Origin of the sequence: Spiroplasma endosymbiont of Othius punctulatus (assembly GCF_964019505.1) — a bacterium.
Taxonomy (GTDB): domain Bacteria; phylum Bacillota_I; class Bacilli_A; order Mycoplasmatales; family Mycoplasmataceae; genus TIUS-1.
This window is the reverse complement of sequence record NZ_OZ026449.1, coordinates 746,257-767,364: the sequence shown is the minus strand read 5'-3', so window position 1 is coordinate 767,364 and position 21,108 is coordinate 746,257. Positions and strand designations below refer to the sequence as shown.

14 protein-coding genes and 1 riboswitch are annotated in these 21,108 nt (G+C 29.0%); all 14 genes read left to right on the top strand.

From position 1 onward, the window contains the following. The first annotated feature begins 7 nt into the window (after positions 1-7). The 14 genes from AACL07_RS03615 to AACL07_RS03550 all read left to right on the top strand — a co-directional run bounded on the left by AACL07_RS03615 (position 8) and on the right by AACL07_RS03550 (position 21,107). Entirely contained in the window at positions 8-199 is a 192-nt protein-coding gene (locus AACL07_RS03615; protein ID WP_338983418.1) for a hypothetical protein, read from the top strand. Between the two features lie 76 nt (positions 200-275). Next, positions 276-1,088 (top strand): HAD family hydrolase, encoded by an 813-nt coding sequence (locus AACL07_RS03610; RefSeq protein WP_338983416.1) that lies wholly within the window; start codon positions 276-278, stop codon positions 1,086-1,088. An 85-nt stretch (positions 1,089-1,173) separates the two neighbouring features. Further along, positions 1,174-2,739, top strand: a complete 1,566-nt coding sequence (locus tag AACL07_RS03605) for a Vmc-like lipoprotein signal peptide domain-containing protein (RefSeq protein WP_338983414.1) — start codon at positions 1,174-1,176, stop codon at positions 2,737-2,739. 8 nt (positions 2,740-2,747) lie between these two features. After that, positions 2,748-3,530 carry a phosphonate ABC transporter ATP-binding protein gene (phnC, locus tag AACL07_RS03600; protein ID WP_338983412.1) on the top strand — a complete coding sequence of 261 codons (783 nt, stop codon included), beginning with the start codon at positions 2,748-2,750 and terminating at the stop codon, positions 3,528-3,530. Then, on the top strand, positions 3,530-5,959 hold the full coding sequence (locus tag AACL07_RS03595) for a PhnE/PtxC family ABC transporter permease (RefSeq protein ID WP_338983410.1): 2,430 nt from the start codon (positions 3,530-3,532) through the stop codon (positions 5,957-5,959). Before phnC ends, AACL07_RS03595 begins: the two co-directional genes overlap by 1 nt. Before the next feature lie 86 nt (positions 5,960-6,045). Continuing rightward, complete coding sequence (locus tag AACL07_RS03590; protein WP_338983408.1) at positions 6,046-6,750, top strand: lipoprotein; 705 nt, start codon at positions 6,046-6,048, stop codon at positions 6,748-6,750. Between the two features lie 82 nt (positions 6,751-6,832). Beyond that, a complete protein-coding gene (locus tag AACL07_RS03585) occupies positions 6,833-7,768 on the top strand; it encodes a hypothetical protein (protein WP_338983406.1) in 936 nt (311 codons plus the stop codon). A gap of 56 nt (positions 7,769-7,824) precedes the next feature. Continuing rightward, on the top strand, positions 7,825-9,126 hold the full coding sequence (gene trmFO / locus AACL07_RS03580; RefSeq protein WP_422397431.1) for a methylenetetrahydrofolate--tRNA-(uracil(54)-C(5))-methyltransferase (FADH(2)-oxidizing) TrmFO: 1,302 nt from the start codon (positions 7,825-7,827) through the stop codon (positions 9,124-9,126). Between the two features lie 48 nt (positions 9,127-9,174). Further along, positions 9,175-9,272: riboswitch (purine riboswitch) on the top strand. Positions 9,273-9,357: 85 nt separating this feature from the next. Then, positions 9,358-10,782 carry an NCS2 family permease gene (locus tag AACL07_RS03575; RefSeq protein WP_338983403.1) on the top strand — a complete coding sequence of 475 codons (1,425 nt, stop codon included), beginning with the start codon at positions 9,358-9,360 and terminating at the stop codon, positions 10,780-10,782. 194 nt (positions 10,783-10,976) lie between these two features. Further along, positions 10,977-11,354, top strand: coding sequence for a hypothetical protein (locus AACL07_RS03570; RefSeq protein ID WP_338983401.1), 378 nt, complete (start codon positions 10,977-10,979; stop codon positions 11,352-11,354). A gap of 250 nt (positions 11,355-11,604) precedes the next feature. Next, a complete protein-coding gene (locus AACL07_RS03565) occupies positions 11,605-14,781 on the top strand; it encodes an ATP-binding cassette domain-containing protein (protein ID WP_338983399.1) in 3,177 nt (1,058 codons plus the stop codon). Between the two features lie 17 nt (positions 14,782-14,798). Beyond that, positions 14,799-16,046, top strand: a complete 1,248-nt coding sequence (locus AACL07_RS03560) for a lipoprotein (RefSeq protein ID WP_338983397.1) — start codon at positions 14,799-14,801, stop codon at positions 16,044-16,046. 95 nt (positions 16,047-16,141) lie between these two features. After that, complete coding sequence (locus AACL07_RS03555) at positions 16,142-18,904, top strand: hypothetical protein (protein ID WP_338983396.1); 2,763 nt, start codon at positions 16,142-16,144, stop codon at positions 18,902-18,904. Then, positions 18,897-21,107, top strand: a complete 2,211-nt coding sequence (locus AACL07_RS03550) for a hypothetical protein (RefSeq protein ID WP_338983394.1) — start codon at positions 18,897-18,899, stop codon at positions 21,105-21,107. Before AACL07_RS03555 ends, AACL07_RS03550 begins: the two co-directional genes overlap by 8 nt. Position 21,108 lies beyond the last annotated feature (1 nt).

The window sequence follows — 21,108 nt, the reverse complement described above, 5'->3', positions numbered from 1 at the left end:
TACACACATGTTAGATAAAGACTTATTTCTTGACGAAAAGCACATAATCAAAGAAAACAAAATTAATAAACAAAATGAAATTAGTTCTACTATTGAAGAGTTAAAACAATTAAAACTTGTTTTAAAACAAAAGAAAAACGAATTGAAAATTATTGACACTGAAATGAAATTATTAAAAAGAAAATATAAATCAAAGTAAAAAAACAAAAACACCGTAAGGTGTTTTTTTAATCTATATAATCAATAATGTAAAAAATAATAGGAGTTTATGAACTATGAAAAGAATTTATTTCTCAGATTTAGATGGAACATTACTAAAAGATGATTATGTTTTTTCTGAAAAAACGAAAGAAGTTGTAAAAAACATATATGCACAAGGTGACATGTTAATACCAATAACAGCGCGTGGTATGAATAACTTGTTAGATCTTGCAAAAGAATTAGAGCTAGATAAACTTGGTGGAATTGTTTGTGGAAACAACGGCGCTACAGTTTATTCATTTAAAGAAAAAAAGTACTTAATAAAAAAAGAGTTATCAAAAGAATTAATGAAACAAGTATGAGATAGATATCACAACAACAAACCGTTAAAAGTAACTTTTAACGGAGCTGGAACAATATATGGTTTTGGCCCATCTAAGAGTCCAGAATTCTGAGCTAAAGTAATGGGAAACAAATATGTTGTTGCAAAATCAGTTAATGACATTAAAGAATCAATAACTCATTTAGTTGTAGTTATTAAAAAAGAAAATGCTCATAAAATTGAAGATGAATTTAATGAACTTCAAGCCTTATTTGGCGATGTTACAAATATTGTTATTTATGATGGTAGAGCAATTGAGATTGCTGTTAAAGATGTTGACAAAGGTCAAACAGTAAAAGAATTAATTAAAATCTTAGATCCAGAAAATAAATGTGAAACATTCGGATTCGGTGATGGCCCAAATGACTTCTCGTTATTGGGTGCTGTTGATATTCCTGTTGCAATGAAACAAGGGAATGAAGAACTTAAAAAAATTGCAAAATTCGTAGCTGAAGAGAATTTCAATGACGGAGTTGCAAACTTTATTTTGAATTATAAAATGTAATAGCTTAGTGCTATTTTTTTATAATTCAAATGATTTTCGTACATATAAATTCATATATAATAATCACGAGAAGAGGAAAATACAAATGAGAAAACTTTTCGCAGCACTTGCAATAGTGTTAATGACAGGGACAACAGCTACAACAATTGTGGCATGTAGAAAACCGGTCTACGATATAGAAATATTATTAGTACCGTCTAAAAGCCCCTTAGAGATTGAATCTGAATTATTTAATTTAAGTAAATTATTTCAAGAAGAATTCGAAGAAGTATCAAAATCAAATATGAAAGTTGGATTTAAAGTTTCTCCTGACTATAACATTGCATCATATGTTCTAAGATCAGGTCAAGCAGCAATGGGGATGATCCCTGTAACAACTTATTATCAAAAAGATATTAAAGACAAAGAAGAAAACGATAGAAAAATGGGGACACTATTTGTGTCAACTAGAACCGCCGTTAAAACTGAGTTGCGTTCATATGGTGAGTTGGGTGACACTGAACCGGCGACACTTGAGCAATTAAATAGTTTTCAGTCCGAGATGAATGATGGTGGAGCAAATCAAAATTTAGACGAAGACATTGTCAATCAATTTAAAATTGCACAAGAATCAAATAAAAAATATGCACAAGATACGAGCAACATTTATTACAGTGATGCAGATAAAAAAGAAGCCGCAGAGTCAGAAACTGATGAAAAAGAAATTGCGAGCGCAAAACACTATAGATCTGTAATATTTGCAAATAGAGAATTTGTCACAAAAAGAAAACAGACAGTAAAACAAAACGGTGAAAGCGGTAATTATGTTTCAAGGTTTGTCGGTCACTTAAAAGGGTGAACAAACAAAACGGTATATGACGCTTATGAAACACTTGATGATAATTTGAACTTTGTTGGAACAGATGTTGGTGCGCAACAAAAAGCGCATTCAGTTATTTTATTGGACCTATTTTGTCAATCGATGGAAAGCGCTAATACTGGTGGAGCAAAAGTGGGTCTAGCTTCTTCTGCGACTTCTGGAGCTGGAATGGTTAAGCCTGTGGAAACATTAATGAACAACTTCATGAACCAACAAGGTCTACCTTCAAGCAACCCAAGTGATGTAGCGAAAGCAAAAGAGTTTGCGAATGCAGTTTTAACTGGATATTCAAAATCTCCAGGTTATGCAACTGACTTACCAAGACAAGTTAGAGATGGTTTATTGAATATAGGGGTAGCATTTAATGACGCTAGAGCCGAAAGTCAAATTAAAGAAGAGGCGTTAGGAAATACTAATTCAGGCTATCTGTCAAAAACATGAATGCTAACAACATCTTCAGGAATTATGAATGATGGAATGTTATATTCAAAAACGTTTTTCAAGCGTAATAATATTAGTACAGAAATACCGGTTTTAGAAATTGGTGGCAAAGAATACAATTCTACAGGTAACAACTTGTTAGATGCGCTTAGAACATCTTTTATTAACTTAATGAAAGATGAAGATGGTTTAAAAGTAATGAGAGATATTTATTCACATGAAGGATATCTACCAGAAGATATAAACAACTATTTAGATGGGTCTGTTAACTACGATAAGTCAGTGGTTGACGCACAAACTTCAACACTAAATGCTGCAGCATCAGATGTTGCATTAGAAATAAACCAATAGGAGAAATTATGATTATATTTAAAGAAGTAAATAAAATATGACCAAATGGAAACATTGCTCTCCAAGATGTCAATGTCGAAATTAAAGATGGTGAATTTGTTGGAATCATTGGTTTGTCTGGAGCTGGTAAAACAACACTGATCAAAACAGTAAATAAAATGCATCCAATTTCAAGTGGTGACCTAGTGGTTACTATGAAAGAAAATGATGAAGTAGTTGAATATAATGTTGCAAACTTAAGTGGAAAAAAATTAAGACATTTTAAATCAAAGATTGGGTTAATAACTCAAGAATATAACAATGTACAAGGTGAAACAGTATTGAGTAACGTTCTTGCATCAAGGCTTACAAAGATGCCATGATACAGAAAAATATTTACAATATATTCAAAAGAAGATAAAAGAATTGCTCTTGATGCTTTACACAAACTTGGTATCTTAGATAAGGCATATACTCGTGCTGGGTCACTTTCTGGCGGACAACAACAAAGAGTCGCTCTCGCTCGTGCAATATCACAAGAAGCACCTATAATCATTGCTGACGAACCAGTGTCAGCTTTAGATCCAATATTTGCAAACCAAGTAATGGCTGACTTTGAAAAAATAAATAAAGAACAAAATATCACAATCTTAATTAATATTCACCACGTTGAACTTGCACTTAAATATACAACAAGAATTATTGGTGTAAGAGAAGGCAAGGTTGTATATGATGGCCCGACTAATAAGGTTGATAAAAGTGTCTTAATTCAAATTTATGGTGAAAACTATAGTGAGGAAGACGTTGCATAATGTTTACAAGAATAAGAGGTAATTCCTACAAATTAGACAGGGTTGGTAATCAAGTAATATATAAACCAAGAAAAATCTTTTGATGAAGTTTATTTATTATAGTTTCGATATTGCTGATATTTTCATTTGTGGTAATTCCAATAAATAAAGCAACTAACTTATTTATATGAGATGACGAAACAGTTGATATAATATCGTCTTTATTTAAATGAAATGAAATTGACTGAGCTGGTGGATTTCTTGGCGAGGTAATGCTATCAATATGAGAAACATTCTCACTTGCGCTCGCAGGTACTGTTATAGGGGTTTTAATAACTATTCCATTAGCGGTATTGGCGTCAAGTAATGTTATTAAGAATAAAGTAGTTAATGCAATCGTAAAAGGTGTGTTCATTGTTTTTAGAACAATGCCATTGTTCTTCTTTGCAACTATAATAATGTGCTTCATGACTACAGGTAGTTATGGATCTAAAGTGGCTATTACAGTTATTGCTACAACTTGCTTTACAGTTTCGATTGCATCAAAAATGTTTATTGACAGAATTGAACAAGCGAAAATGAACACATTCAATTTATTGGTAAGTATGGGTGTTGGTAAAACTACTGCATTCAAAAAAACAATAATGCCAGAGATCGGACACTTTACAGTATCTGCAATCTTATATTCACTAGAAACAAATATTAGATATCTATCTATTATTGCTATGGGATTAGGAATAGGATTAGGTCACATTATTCAATTCAATATGATTGAATTGAATAAAACTCCTGAAGCAGGATTTTGTATTTTTGTACTAATAACATTAGTACTTATAATTGAAGCTGTTTCATTTATTATAAAAAATTATATTATTGTAAAAAAAGATAGACCGATTCATTTTGATAACATAGCTGAAAATGAAAAAGTTAACTATGTATTAGAAAAACCACAACTTGGTTTTTTAAAAATGTTATCACTTGCATTAATTGTATTTGGAATTGTTATTTATGTTTTAATACAATTTAATGTTGTATGACAAGATGATAAAAACATCGCCCAAGGATGAAAAGATGTTGGTGATTTATTTAGACCAGAATGGGGATTGATATTTGGTAACCTTGACCAAAATGGAAATGTACTAGTTTATTCATCATTTGATTTAATAACTGAAGCAGTGATGATTGCTGCAATGGGTACTTTATTTGGAATGATTATTGCAATCATTTTAGGTGCACTAAGTAGTAAAACGGTTACTGGAAAAATATGATCAAAACCATTTTGATTTATTGCCACAATCATTAGACCAACACCAGGATATATAATTGCTATATTCTTGGTTACATTAATTGGACTAAGTCCGTTTACTGGGGTTGTTGCAATCGCAATTGCAACTTCAGCTATGTTAGCTAAATATATTAGAGAAACATTTGATCAAATAGATATGAAGATTGTAGATAATCTACGTGCCATGGGATTAAATAGATGAGATGTATTTAAGTATGGAATCCTTACACAAGTAAGATCTGAAATAGTATCTTGAACTCTATATAGATTTGATATTAATATTCGTGAAGTATCTTCGTTTGCAACGGTGGGTGCTGGTCAATTGGGTATCGCTATGAGTTCATTTATAAATGAACATACATATAGAAACCTGTCAGCAGTTTTAATAACGCTGATGATTACATGTATTCTTATGGAATACATTGTAACTGCGTTAAGAAGAAAAATACTACTAGATCAAAACCACTGACTGTATGACAAGTTAGCTAGTTGATATCGTACTCGTGTAGTTAATAAGTTTATTGCAAACTACGTTGTTAAAAACAATGGTAACGCATATGACAAATCGTGATATATCTTAAAATCAGAATTCCTACTAGATAAAAAAGTAATTTGTGATTACATGATTGAAAACAAAGTTAACGAAAACGAAAAATTAATACAAGTTGATTTTGAAAAATTAAATGAACAAGTTATTGAAATGACAAAAAAATTTGAAAACACAACAAACACAACTTTAAGAAAAATTAATATTGAATTCAACACAGTTGTTGAACCTTGATTATATGAAGAAAAATTTATAACAGATAAAAAACTGGTTGAATTAAAAGGTGTTGGTTTCAGATTCGGAATCATTAAACATGATGAAGAAATTACCTCAGAAAAATTAATGGAAATTTTATTACTTGTTAAAAAAATTCATTTAGAAAGAACACAAATAGAAACTGAATTAAAATTCAAACAAAAACAAAGATTAATAAATAGAAAAGAATCAATTGTAAGAATTAAACAAGTTTATAAAGATGCAAAAATTTCTAACAATGAAAAACACAAAAACAAAGAAATTAATTTCTTTGAATGCTTATCAAAAAACATATTAGCTCATAAAGAAAAAAATGATGCTATTAGAAAACTGGGTAGAAAAAGACAAAAAAATAGATATTAGAAAAACAAGACATCTGTCTTTTTTTTTTTTTTAATTAGAATACACGTGTAATATAAAAAATTAACTAATCAATAGGAGAATTAATTATGAAAAAATTATTAGCAATGCTTGGGGCTGTGGGGTTAATTATCTCTGGCGGTGCATCAATTGTGTCTTGTGATAATCCAGATAAAACCAATGAAGAAGTTGGAGAAAGCGAGATAACTATCGACCTTAAGGGAGATAAGGTTGATTTATTAATTGGTGACATGAGCAAAACTATAAAAATTATAAATTTTGACAAATTACAAGAACCAGCTGTATTGTCAAAAAATGAAGATATTGCCAGTATTCAAAACAAGAATGGTGTATCAAATAAAAATTTCAGCATAATTGCCAATGGGGTTGGTTCTACTGAGGTTGTTATTTCTGCAACTGGACTTGACCTGATTACTATTAAAGTGAATGTTACAAAGCCAGAACCGCTATTCTTGAATGATGTATTTGGTAATGACCCAATTTCGATTGTAGCCAAATATGAAGAGGGCCAAAATAATAGTGATTTAAGATTGGATTTTTTTAAAGCATTTGGAGAGTGATATGAAGAAAATATCAAAGGAGTTGACAATTCTGTAAGAACTGCAATTGTATCTGATATGTCGTATTTCATAGTAGGAGATATCACATGAGATATTGAAAACAATAACGAATTTATATTGACAGTAATTGATGACGAAAATTCTAAAATGAAAGATTATTTTTCTCCCGATGGTGAGGTGATATTCAATGTTGAATTTGAATTGAGTGAATAATTTAATTGCAATTTAAACTACTTAAAAACAAGACAAAGGTCTTGTTTTTGTTTATATATAATTAAAGAAAAAGGAGTTAAATATGAATCCTAATAAATGAATAAAAGAAAACATTAATAAAAACGATTTAAAAAACCTTAGACGCCAAGAATACACATGAGATAAAATTGCACTATTGCTTATCTCTTTTGGCTTACTTATATTTTCAGCTCTATCATTTGCGTTGAAATTATTAGATAAAAAAATAGCAATAATTCTGACAATTGTTTCTTTTGTAATAATAATAATTGTTATGATTTATATTTTTATAGTATGTAAATTAAGAAGGTATGAAAAGGTATCGTTATTCACAACAGGAATTAGATATTACAAAAAAAGATCTGATTTTATTGAAAAATATTTTGTTAAATATTTAAAAGATAAACAAACTGAAATAAAAAATATATCAGTTGTACAAGGGGAATTAAATCACACAAAAATATTAAATATTGATTATGGAAATTTTACATTTACTTATGAGGCCATGGAAACAACCGGCACTATAAACGGTAAGTGAACAGACAATAATGAATTTCATTTAAAAAATAGATCCCTATTATCAAATAACTTTAACTTTGGGCGTGGATTTGAAATTGTTAAATCAAAAGATGCAAGTAGTGCGTTTGAAAAAACATTTAATTCAGAATCAATTAAATTTAATGAAAAAATAACAATCAAATTTAATGATGAGTTAAACACTTATAAAATACTATCGCCAGTCAATCAGGAAAAGTTATTAAACAATATTGATAAAATTATTGACTACCCAATCCAATACAAAAATAACGAAATAGTAATTAACTCAAAAAGTTTAACAACTGGATTGAAAATTTCAAAAACAATAAACATATTTCACTATGATAAAATACCGCCATTAAGTTATCAAAAATCAATTGATTGACTTGAAGAAATATTTAAATCAAAAGAAGGTTTATTAATAAAAGAACTAAATAATTTAATCGCAATTTCAATTACTTAAAAACAAGACAACTGTCTTGTTTTTGTTTATATATAATTAAAGAAAAAGAGAACGAGATTATGAAAGTTATTAAAATTATTGGTGCTGGATTAGCCGGATGTGAAGCTGCATGACAACTGTCAAAAGCAGGATACAAAGTTAAGCTATATGAATCAAAAACAATTGAAAAAAATGAAATTCAAAAATTAGAAACAATTGCAGAATTGGTTTGTTCAAACACATTGCGTAGTAAGTCAATAAAGAATGCAGTTGGTATTTTAAAAAAAGAAATGGAGTTATTTGATTCATTAATAATTGAAGCAGCAATCAAAACACAAATTCCATCAGATGATGCACTTGCAGTTGATAGAATTAACTTTTCAAACTATATTCAAGACAAGATTAAAAAAGATAAAAACATTGAATTAATCAATGAAGTAATTGAAACAATTGATGATGAAAACGAAATAACAATTATAGCAACAGGGCCATTAACTTCAGATAGATTCAACAATGAAATTCAAAGAATAATTGGAAATCAAAAATTTTATTTCATGGATGCTTCTGCTCCAATAGTTAAGAAGTCTTCAATTAATTTTGAAAAATTATATTATGCAACAAGACACAAAGGTGAAGGTAACTATATTTGTGTTCCATTAAATGAAGAGCAATTTGATAACTTCAGAAATGAGTTAATCAACGGTGAAGTTGTGAAAACAAAAGAATTTGAAAATGAAGTATTTTTTAAAGGTTGCCAACCAATTGAACACATGGCAAAAACAGGTAGAAATGTTTTATTAAATGGTTCTTTGTCTCCTAATAATTTAGAAGATAAAGATGGCAAAATTCCATATGCAGTTGTTCAATTAAGACAAGATGACGCAATTGATAGTTTATATAATTTTGTGGGATTTCAAACAAATCTTAAATGACCAGAACAATTAAGAATATTAAAAACATTACCAGGAATGGAAAATATAAACATTGTTCGTTATGGTGTTATGCACAAAAATAAATACATAAATTCTCCAAAAATTTTAAACCATAAATTGCAAGTAAAAAGAAAACGTAACGTTTTCTTTGCTGGACAAATAACTGGAGTTGAAGGTTATGTTGAATCTGCAATGTGTGGAATAGTTGCTGCAATGGGTGTTGTAAGTTTAGTTGAAAATAAAAAAATGGATCCACTACCACAAGATACTTTGATGGGTGCTTTGATTAAGTATGTGACAAATGAAAATCTAAAAAAATTTAATCCAATGAAAGCTAATATGGGAATATTACAACACGTTGGAATTAAAAAATCAGAAATGCCTGATGATTGAACATACACAAATTCAATGAGCAAAATGAAAAACTATATCAGTAACAAAAAGTAATTTAAACCAATTTCAATTGACTACTGTTGGTCAATTGATTATTATTAAGTTAGGTAATTAATCAATTCCTGTATAAGCTCCAAATATGGTGGGGCGTCTCTACTGTCAACCTTAAATTGACTACTATGGGTTCATGTTCAATCTTTTGAAATATACATGGACTTCTATATCGTTTTAAAAAACGATAATGCAGGTCCATTTTTTATTTACTCAAAAGAGAGGAATAACAATATGAAAGAAAATAAGTTCTTCAAAATGAAGAATAAATTTAGAGCATTTTTTAAAATGGATGATCTAAAAACAACAACAAAAAAAGAACTAATAGGAGGGTTGACTACGTTTTTAGCTGGTGTATATTTGCTAAGTGTTGAACCTAATATGTTAAGTTCTTCACCTTCTATTAATGGCATGGATGATCCAACTTTAAATATGGCTAAAGGTGGTATATTTTTATCAACAATTATTGTTATGTTTATTGGGACCTTCATTATGTGTCTAATATCAAATATGCCAGCAGTTATATCTCCTGGAATGGGGATCAATGCGGTATTTACATTCAGTGTTGCGCGCAGTGTTGGATATGAGGGTGCATTAATTTCTGTGATGATTTCTTCGATATTGTTGTGTGCAATATCGTGTACTGGTTTAAGGATGTTAATAATTAATTCAATTCCAGATTCTATCAAATATGCCATAGGAGCTGGTATTGGTTTGTTTGTGGCATACCTTGGATTAAAAGGTATTAAATTTGTAGAAGAAAGCAATGGGGTTCCGGTAGCTGCATTATCGGATTTCTCACAGTATTATCCATCTATAATTTTAGGATTTTCTATATTGGCAATTATATTGTTCTTTCATTTTAGAAAAATTCCTGGAGCAATTGCAATTGCAATCTTTATAGGACTTGCAATTGCAATAGTGTTTGCAAATACATTGCCTAATTCAGAAATAGTAAATAAAAACTTTGGTTCAGCAAAATGAAAGGGTTGAAAATATGACGACTTTAATGGGTTTGCAATAAATCTAAAAAGTACATATCAGGCATTTGTCAATCCAGAAATTTGAACTAATACAACATTTTACATATCAATATTCATTTTTATATTTGTTTGTTTCTTTGATGCGACTGGTGCAATTTATTCGCTATCACAACAAATAAGCGAACAAACAGAAGGTGGTTATAAAGTTAATAATAGAGCATTGCTTGGAGACGCTATTGCTGGAGTTCCGGCAGGTTTTCTTGGATTAAGTGCAACAACTACATTGGTTGAATCAAGTGCTGGAATTAGTCAAGGAGCTAGAACTGGGTTGTCCGGTATGTTTGCTTCAACACTGTTTTTATCAGCTATTGCCCTTTATCCATTGTTTGAAATGATACCCGTATCAGTAAGTAGTGCATCACTTATATTTGTTGGATCATTGATGATAGTCCAAATTAAAGAAATTGAATGAGTAAAGCCAGAAATTGCATTTGCATCATTTCTAACAATGTTATGCATGGTCATTACATTTTCAATAACTAATGGTATTGCTGTTGGTTTTATAATGTATTCATTGGTGAGTTTGGTTTCTAAAAAGGGTAAAGAAGTTCACTGAATGATTTATGTATTATCAATCTTATTTATATTTTATTTTGCGCTCCAATCTTTTATATAAAATAGTAATTTAAATTACTATCAAAAAATATTGATTTAAAAGTTTATTAAGTTATTATTTTTTTATATCAAGTTGTTTGTAAAAATTATATTAACTTTAGAAAAGCTTACATACGTACAAGTGTAAAAAGTGGTGAGTCATTTTTTTATAATTGTCATCTTAAATTGGTTGGTTGGTTGGAAAGGTTAAAAACTATGAAGTTATTATTGAGTTTAACTGCAATTACCGTTGTTACGACACCAGTAATCGGTAGTTTTGTAAATCAGAATATTGAAAATAAATCAGAAATATTAGCTGAAAACTTTGAAAAAGATTTTCAAGAATACGAAATTACATTTTCGCCAAGTGAATTAATATTGAGTAAAGATAAACCGTTTGGCGATGTTAGGTTTTCAGCAAAAAGCAGCAAGGTGGTATTGAACTATAACCCAGATGGATTATATGTTTTAAGGAACGAAGATCCATATGTGTTATCTATATTGACAACTCGAAAAGGAACATTTTATGTTCAGGTTTATGAAGGAACAGGAAACAACTCGGGTTCAGGACTATTAAAGGTTATTAGAAATTAAAAACTACATTTGTAGTTTTTTTGTTTTCCATAGTTACTTGGTATTATTGGGTGATTATCGCTTACGATTGTTGACATTTAATGGTTATAAATAAAAATAATAGAAAATAGAAACGTATGTGTATATGCATTAACATAATTATTTAAATTAAAATTTTAAAGTACATAATAATTTGACAATTTTAGAGTAATTGATATATGTATATAATTTCACATAAATGATATGTATTATTTTAATGGAGACTAAACAAATGAAAAAAAATAGAAACGCTAAATTTGAATTAGGTGAACAAAATAACAAGAATAAAACACCAGGTGACGATACGTATTTATTTGTTGATAGACTTTCAAAAGAATTCAAGAATGGATCTGGAGTTAAAGAAATTAGCTTCACTATAAACAAGGGTGAAATAATAGGTTTTATTGGAGATAACGGAGCGGGTAAAACAACCACAATTAAATTAATATTTGGTGAATTTTTAAAAAACGAAGGTGATGTAACATTAGAAAATGGTAGCCTGCTATCCAAGAAAAACTTAAGAAAAATAGCGTTTTTCCCTGACCAAAATAATTATCCAAAGAGTTTTAACATTGTTAGTTTTGCAGAATATTCTGCAAAACTAAAAGGGTACAGTCATGAAGAGATTTATGAACTTATGGACACATATCTTGAAGCCTTGAATCTAACTGACTATAAAAAAAATAAGTTTACAGAATTGTCTGCCGGTATGCAAAAAAGAGCCCTTTTGTTGTCTGTGTTAATAACAAATCCAGAAATAATAATTTTAGATGAACCAACTGCCAATCTGGATGTTAAGTCTAGATTGGAATTTATGAACATTCTTAGACATCTATCTGATGAATATAATAAAACAATTGTAATAACATCACACAACATTGATGAGTTGAATAACTTAATTAACAGAGTTATTTTAGTCAAAAAGATTAATAACAAAGGTGAAGTTATATATGATGCTCCATTTGATAAAGAAAAAGAAAATCTTCGTGATGTATACATGTCTGTAATTGGATCTGACGGAAAAAACATAAATTTTGAAAAAATTAAAGATCTAGAAAAAAATAGAGCGAGTCAAAAAAATAGTGACATACCACCAGTAGTTGCAGAACAACAACAAATTCTTGATATCAAAGAAGAAAACCATTTTAATAACTTCAAAAATTCAAGCATTAACTTTTATAAAGGTAGTGTCTCATTTATTAAGGGGATGTCAATCTTTCAAAGATCAGTTAAAAAAATTATTGTAAGCAAATCATTTATTATTACAACATCTATATTTGCGTTTGTTTATCTGTTGGCAACATCTATATTTGCGTTTGCATCTTCTTCGGGATCTTATGGTGATATTTGAAACACATTTGCAACATGAGTTCCATTTTCGATATTAGTAATATATGTTTCATTCTTTGAAGTTTATTCAATCTCTGGATTATTTAACAATGAAATAAAAGATGGAGTAATACAACTAGAAATTAGAAGCGGTATAAGTAAGCCTAGAATTTTTCTTGAAAGAGTATTGGCAAATAAGGTTATAGTTTTTTCTTATTTAAGTGTTGCAACAATTTTTTATGTAATTATTTCCGCTATAACACCAAACACGTACACATCGGCTTCAATGATGAATGTATCTGTAGGGATGATGTTTATATTTATTATTGATATTTTATTATCTGGAATATTATTACTGTTTGCAAACACATCGTCATCGGCATTAAGTGGATCTTTGGGTTCAATTTTTGGAATGCTTATTTCTATTAGTTTTCTTGTGAATTTACTAACATTTTCAACAATGAATATAAACATGATTAGACCAAATGACAACGATCAAAGTTCAAGAGATTATGATTTAAATGAGTACAACTTTAAATATGAACTGATGAATAGGATGTACAAAGTTGAAAACAAATATGGTGAGAACTCTATAATAAAAGAAAACATAAATGACCTACAAGATTTACAATTTTTATTCAGCGATACACCTAACATGGAAAGTGGTTTATTCAACCAATACGATTTCATAAACAATAACAAAGACAAAAAAAGTACTACAGATGGTTATGTATATGCATTGTTGTCTAATGGTCTTTTAACAGAAGCTAAAGATTTAAGTGTATACACTGTAAAAAATAATGAGTTTAGTGAAATTGAACTTGAAATAAATAATGATGTCTATGAAAATAATTCAATTCTTAAGCTTATGAATACAATAAAATCATATCAAAAGATATCATTTAAGTTTTCGGATACCGTAATGAATAATTCAATATTTAAGATGTACTATGATTTTGGTTCCAATAAGAGCGAGGGAACCTTTAAAAAATCAAATGGATTATATGCAATGGTTGATGTAATCAAAGAAAGCACAAACCAAAAAGAATTAAGAGAAATTGCAGATATTGTTAAAGATGCAGCAATGTATTTGTTTGATAAATATTTTTATCAGGAACGCGCATCAATAATTGAAAATTCATTTATAGATGAAATTGAATCAAGTGCATTTGACGAAACATCAGTATGACACTATAGAGAAGGTTTGGGTGAATTAAATCAAGAACTTGTAAAAGACGTAAAAATAAACGATGGAATTAGAACATTTAACAAAATATATGTAGATTTATTGGTAAGCTATATAAATTTAAAAAATACTAGATACGGACATGACCCATCAATGTCTGCAAAAGAGTACAACACAAAAGCTAGTGTTCAATCATATTTAAATCCATTTGCAGCAATTCCAAGAATTTTTTATGAATCTGGAAGAGACAATAATGTTATTTCAATGACAAATAATACATTTTGACTGACCAACACATATGAAGTAGAGAGTTTAGACAAACAAAATTTTAGAGACAACTTTATACAAGATCCAGAATTTGTAAATGAAAATGTTCTTGGTACACCAATTTACATTAAAACAAATAAACAATATTTCAACAATCCAATTGCTGAAGATGAATCCCTTGATGAATCAGATTTAAGAGATGAAATTGTTGATCAAATGAAAACAAAAATAAACCCTGTCGATATAGAAGTAATGGATTCAAACAAAATTGAAATATTAAATACTGGTAAAGGAAATTATATTAAAAAAGAACTAATCATTAAAGACATAAACGCCGACCGATTTGACAGTGTTGTAAAAATTGCTGTTTTATTTGATGAAAAAAAAGGTGAAACATCAAATGAATTTGAGTTAAGAAAAAAAGAAATTGAAAATAGTTTTAATATAAAAAAATACAAAAAGTACTCACAATATTTTAATCAATTTGAAAACGGGAGAGAGTTTGTATCAATGAAAAAACTAAGTTTAAATTTCTCGCCGATATTAGATTCTTTCTTGTTCTTGCTTTCATCAATTGGAATTTGTGCAATAGGTTTTTACATATTTAACAAAAAAATTGTAAAATAATAATATGGAGAAAAGATATGAAAAAACTTTTAACAATACTAGGTTCAATGATATTAGTCACATCAACTACTGCAACATTAGTTGCATGTGGTGGAGGAAATGGTGGAGAAAATTCATATAACCCAAGTGATTATAAATATGACGTAAAAGAAGTGTTGCCAGCCAAAGAAGGTGGTGGTGTTGTTCCAATTGAATTTAACAACAATCTATATGCATATTCAGAGAATGAAATCTATAAACTAGATACTGAAAATGATACATATGAAAAACTACTTGATGTTGAAGGAAACAATATAATTGAACATATCATTACTGATGCTTTAGTCTTTTCAAACAAGCTTTATATTATTGATGCGGAAAGTAATTTTTTCTATGTCGATATGGGTGGAGATTCATTAAACAAAATCACAGTTGAATTACCTGAAAACAATACAATTGACAACGAGCACACATTAATTACGGATAAATATGTATTATTTTCTGCAAAGTATCAAAAAGAAAAAATATGATTTGTTATGGATGATGTAGGTTCATTTTCAGAGGTTGGGTTTAAACTTAATGATGGAACAACTATTGAGTCAACGTCCGAAATAATTATTGATAATGGAAAAGTGTTTTTTTGAGACAAAAAAAATGATGTTGAGTCAATTAATTATTTTTTAATAAGTGATTTGGGTAAGCAAGAGGTTGAAGTAATTAATTTATTTTCAGCCCCACCGACAACAACAGGGAATTTAAATGACATAGTTGGATTTTTTGTTCTTGATAAAAAATTATTTTTCACCCACAGATCATATGGTCTCGGTATAGATACCACTTACAACACTTATTTTTTAGACTTGGATAAATTTAGCGGAGAAGTACACAAGGCCGGGTTTGACATTCCAATTGAACCAGATGGCACAAGGTATCAATTTCAAAAAAATGATTTTATTTTATTGCAAACAAATGAAGGACTAATGAAATATTTTTCAAATGGGGATCATGAATTGATCAAAAAAGCAAAATCAAATAAATATTATTTTGGTTTAAATAATGAAGACATTTATTTATTTCAGAAGACTAAACTAGATGATGGAGAGGTAAAATTAGAGATTTCAATACTCCCAGAAGAGGGAAATTTCAATAATCCATTACTTATAACTACTTTGCACGGCGGTTCAAGTTATGGTGTGAATATGGCTTTTAAAAATAAACTTTACTTTGAAGTTTTTATAAATGGAGCTGGATTCCTATATTCAATTGAAGAAACAAAAATCAATTAATAAAAAAATCAATCTACTCGTGGTTGATTTTTTTATTTTAAAACAGTTGACAATTTTAAGAATTAAATAGAAAATATAACAAAATGGAGATAAAAGTGAAAAAATTTTTTAAAAAGAAACAAATACAAATATTAGGAATTGTGGGAATAATAATTATTCCCACTACAATTGTTACCACCACTATAGTAGTCAGTAGAACATCGCAAAAATATTTTTTGTTCGATAATTTTGCTTTCAAAAACAGTAATGATCTGGAACAATATGTTTTGGACAAAACAAAAACAAGAGGTATTAACGCAAAAGCTATAAAGTATGTTTTTGACAACAATACATTTAACACAACAGAACAGTTGGATGTGTATTTGGAAAGCAAGTTCCCAATATCGAAAAGAATAACAAATAAAATACCAAGTGATTATACAGTTAATTCTTCGGGTGAATTATCACCAAAAGTTTTAATGCAAGATGATGAAAGAGCAACCTCAATATATAGAGGTAACAATGATTTGTCATATATGAATAGGTTGGATGCTTTAAACACTTATAAAAACTTTAAGAAAGTTTATAAAAGTCACGGTTTTGTATTCAACTCAGAAGATGAGATTAAGAGTTTTTATGTTGATAACTTGTTATCTCAAATGGAAGATGATTCAAAGAAAGTTGATTTATATAAAAATGGAATTTCATATCAGACTGAATATGAACTAAAAAAATGAATTGAAGAAAACATTAAAAATGGTTTTGAATACCAAGGTAAAGAGTATTCAGATTATAACTATAATGAATACGATGAGTTCTATCAATTAAATAAAGATGATTTATTTAATGAAAATGTAAAACTAGTTGAAAATGCTGATAAGAATACATATTGATTTGATCATCTTCCAGATAATAGTTCAAACGGATTTTTTATGGGACCTAAATATGTTGAGTCATCGGAGAACTTTTTGAATGGTGTAGATGGGTTTAAAAAAATAGATTCATACACACCTAGTTTAGTTGCTGGAATATCATCATTATTTGTTTTTGGTGAAGCGGCCAGTGAAAATTACCTATCTTATAATATTATTCAATATTCAGAAGACATAGAGTTCTTGGGTTATTTAGGTGAATTAAGGGAAAAAGGAATTGTTAATAATGATCTTTTACAAAAATTTAATGATTTTTTTGATGACAATGAACGACATAACGAATTATTAAGCGAAGCAAACAAAGGACTTGATATTGAAGATCCTGAGTTTAATGATTTTTATAAAATTCTAGTAATATGCAAAAGAATAATGACAAAAGCTAAACTTTATATTTATGATGAAAATGAAATAAATGAAGTTGAAGAAATGCTTAAAGAATTAATAGTTCAAATACTAAATAGTAATGAGTCAATGATGAATCAATTGTTAAATGGAGATTCAAATTATAGAGGCGAGAATTCTGGAGCAAACATTTTACGCAAATTAAAATTAACTACAATATGTGATTTATTTTTAAACCCTCAAGCATTTTATGTTGATAATAACGATAAAAAAGAAGTTCTAGATTCGATAAAAAATATTGATGCCACAGTTAATAAAGCGATGGACACAATAATGTTACAAATCAAAAGCAAAAGCAAAAAATTAGAAGATGAACTAAAAAAAGAAAAACAATCACAAGATGCATATGAAAAAGCAAGAGAAGACCTTTTCGATGCTGCTAATGAGGCAGCATCTCAAAACCCAGATGAATTTTTAGGGGCATTTGGAATTAAGAACGAAGAAAATGCAAGACAATCAAGAATTGCACCATTGGCTATTGCAAAGATTGCAACAATGTCATGAGAGATTTACAAAAATTTAAGTTTCATTTCTGTTGAAACACTTGAATACAAAATTGATGAAGATCAATCAATTTATTATATGGCTCCAACTTTTAAAATCCCATTTTTAAATATAAGTTTGACACATGCAAATCCGACAGTTGGAATTACAAAATTAACAGACTCGTTAATTGGAACACCTTTACCAAATGATCCAGAAACTGGAAAAACAAAAGAAGTTTATGAGGTTGCTGGTAAATATTACATGGACAAAGATAGCGCAGAACAAGAGCTAAAAAATGATATTTACTTACACCCAGAAAGATATCTATCTTCTAAACAGCTATTTGTAAGTATATTTGAAGATGATGAAGGATATGTTTTACCAGAACACATATCAAAAGCAAAAATTGCAGAATCAAGTGAAGATGTTAATGAAGAGGAATACAAATATACATACTCAAGATTTCAAGAACTGTTAGATATTGAGACTAAAAAGTATGTTGACTTATTATTTGATAAGTACTTTTCAGGTACAAAAATATCATCATTTTATGATGGGTTTGGTAACGTATATAATTCACAACTTGAAGCAAGAGAAAGCCTTGTTAACAACGCAACAAAAACAGGTGCATACAAAGAATATGAAATGTACAGATATAAAACAAGATCAAGTGAAATAATTTATGCACGTAGTGAACAAGAATTAAATGACTTTGTTTTAAAAAATGAAGTTATTGATTCAAAAATGGTTCTTAGCACAGATCTTATTTCGGGTGCAATTTATAGTGAAATAAGTGAGTATTCAAAAAACTATTATGAAATTTATGAACTTGAATTTTATGGTGATAAAAAATACTTTTCAAACTTAAAACAAGTCAAAGAGTTTTTGTCAAATCAATTGGGCATTCAAACAATAGAATTTAAAGTTGATATTTCAGAACATGTGTACAAAGATAAAACTTTTAGCTCAGATGAGCAATTAATGCAATGAGTGTTAGAAAATACAAAAACTATAAATTCATACGAACTTGGTGGAACGGAGGTTGTAGCATATGATTAAGAAAATCAAAATAAATAAAAGATGAGTTTTTGCTGTGGCAGGTTCTGCTACTTTACTAACGGTCACATCTTTATGTACTGGCCTAATAAGTGTTAGTGCAAAAAGCGAGACATTTAAAGACAAAACTGTAAATAAAGAAGAAATTAGAAATAGAATATTGAACGATTCTGAATTAACAGGAATGAAAAAATATATTAAATATAAAGACTTATATTTCAATAATGAAAATGAACTAAATCAGTACTTATTTTCAACTAACTCAATTCAATCAATGATTACCTCATCGGATCCATCAAAAATAATTTCAGATTATGAATATATGACTTTGGATAAAACAAAAATATTTGATACAGATATTGCGAAGTTTACACAAGCATTCGAAGATGCATTGGGGAATGTTGTGTTTAGTGAAGAAGATGCGGTTAAAACATATGTAAATGGTGGGATGGTTAACCCTGAATATAGTTATGATGGTGTGAACTGATTTGACAGTCCTGAAGAAGCTAAAATTGCTAAAAAAGAAAATATGCAAATCAATAAATCTATATATTATGTTCACAACAATAAGTACTATAATGCATTCAACACAAAAGATATCAATGAGTTATTCAGTTTCATGAGAAGTGGATACTATGGTAATTTTGATAGCTACCTTTCTGGAAAACCAATAGAACTAAAGTCAGGAATATATGGTGAAAAGGATAAGTTTTTTCAATTAGTTCAAAAAGAATTACGTACTGATTATATGACTGATTACATTTTTGACCTAACAGATGCAGAATCTAGAAATTCAATCAAGATCGTTCCCAAAGACAAAAAAGAAATAATGGTTCAATATCAAGATAGTAAAGAAACAATCAAGGTCGGTGACCCATTAGAGTTAGAGTTTTTAGATAAGTTTGATTCTTATACAGATTTATTTTCTGATTTTACTGACACAACAAAATGAACCACAACAAAATCAGGAAAATACAATGCATATCAAAGGGACTTTGGAGTCGTTAAAGGTGGCAAAGATGTTAACGCTAGACTTACAATGGTAAATAAAAGCGGTAGCAAAAAATTAATTCAAAATCCATCAGGAGGATATCCTAATTCCAATGCAATTGAATTTGTTCCAGATCCAGCGCCAACTCTTGACGAGCATTTTTCATATACAGATCAAACAACTGGTTCTTACACACTTTACTCTGACCCATCACATAAAAAAGTAATAACTTCTGAAAGTGGAAGAGATAACGAACACATATATAACAACTCACTTATCAGTAATGATATAAAATCAAATTTTTATGAAGTTTGATTTGAGGAATACTTTAATAGTGTGTTAACAAATTTTGGTTCATCTCAGAATGACATTGTGGAGTGAGAGGATTTAAAATCAAATATTTATGTAAAAAACATACAAGATGATTATTCAATTGGTGAAGTATATAAAGATAGGATGTATGAAATCAATCCAGGTAAGGGATATACACAATCTGTAATTGAAAGTCAAAAGGACTGATTACCAATAAAAAAAGAAATTATAAATAATGCAAAAACCGAAGCTGAGAACAGCTATATTTATGAAGTTGGTAGAGGTGTTTTTGTAGATAGAAAAGAACTTGATAACTTCATGTACTTAGGTGGAAATGTTGATGTTCGTGAGTTATACAGCGTATCTGTAGATAGACACACAAGTGATAGGGACGGAATGTTGTTGTCATGAACTGAAGCGGAAGCAAAAGAAAGAATGGCATTAATGCAAGAAAATACATTGCAAAAAAGATATGTCGTAACTGATATTTTTGGAGACGTGTTTATTGAAAGTGGTGACAAAGAAGACGTTATTAAACAATTGCAAAAAAATGTAAGAGTTAACTCAAAATTCGTCCACAACGACGAAATTAGAACATGAGGTTCACATGTAAAACCAAAATGAGCAAATATAGTAACTGGAAAAACACACGTTATTTATTCAATAACAAACCCAAATAACCATAATGAAAGAATATGGTATATGTCAAAGGAAAAGGCGTTAAGAGAACTTAAAAATAATTTAAAAGTTGAATCAAACTTAGAAATGCAAGACCAAATTCAATACTCATTTGACTACATTATGTCAGATGGAACAATGACTACACTTAGTTATGTAAAAGATGAATTTGAGGATGTTGTGGACAAGGTTTACAACTTTGAAATAATCATGGGGGAAAAATAAT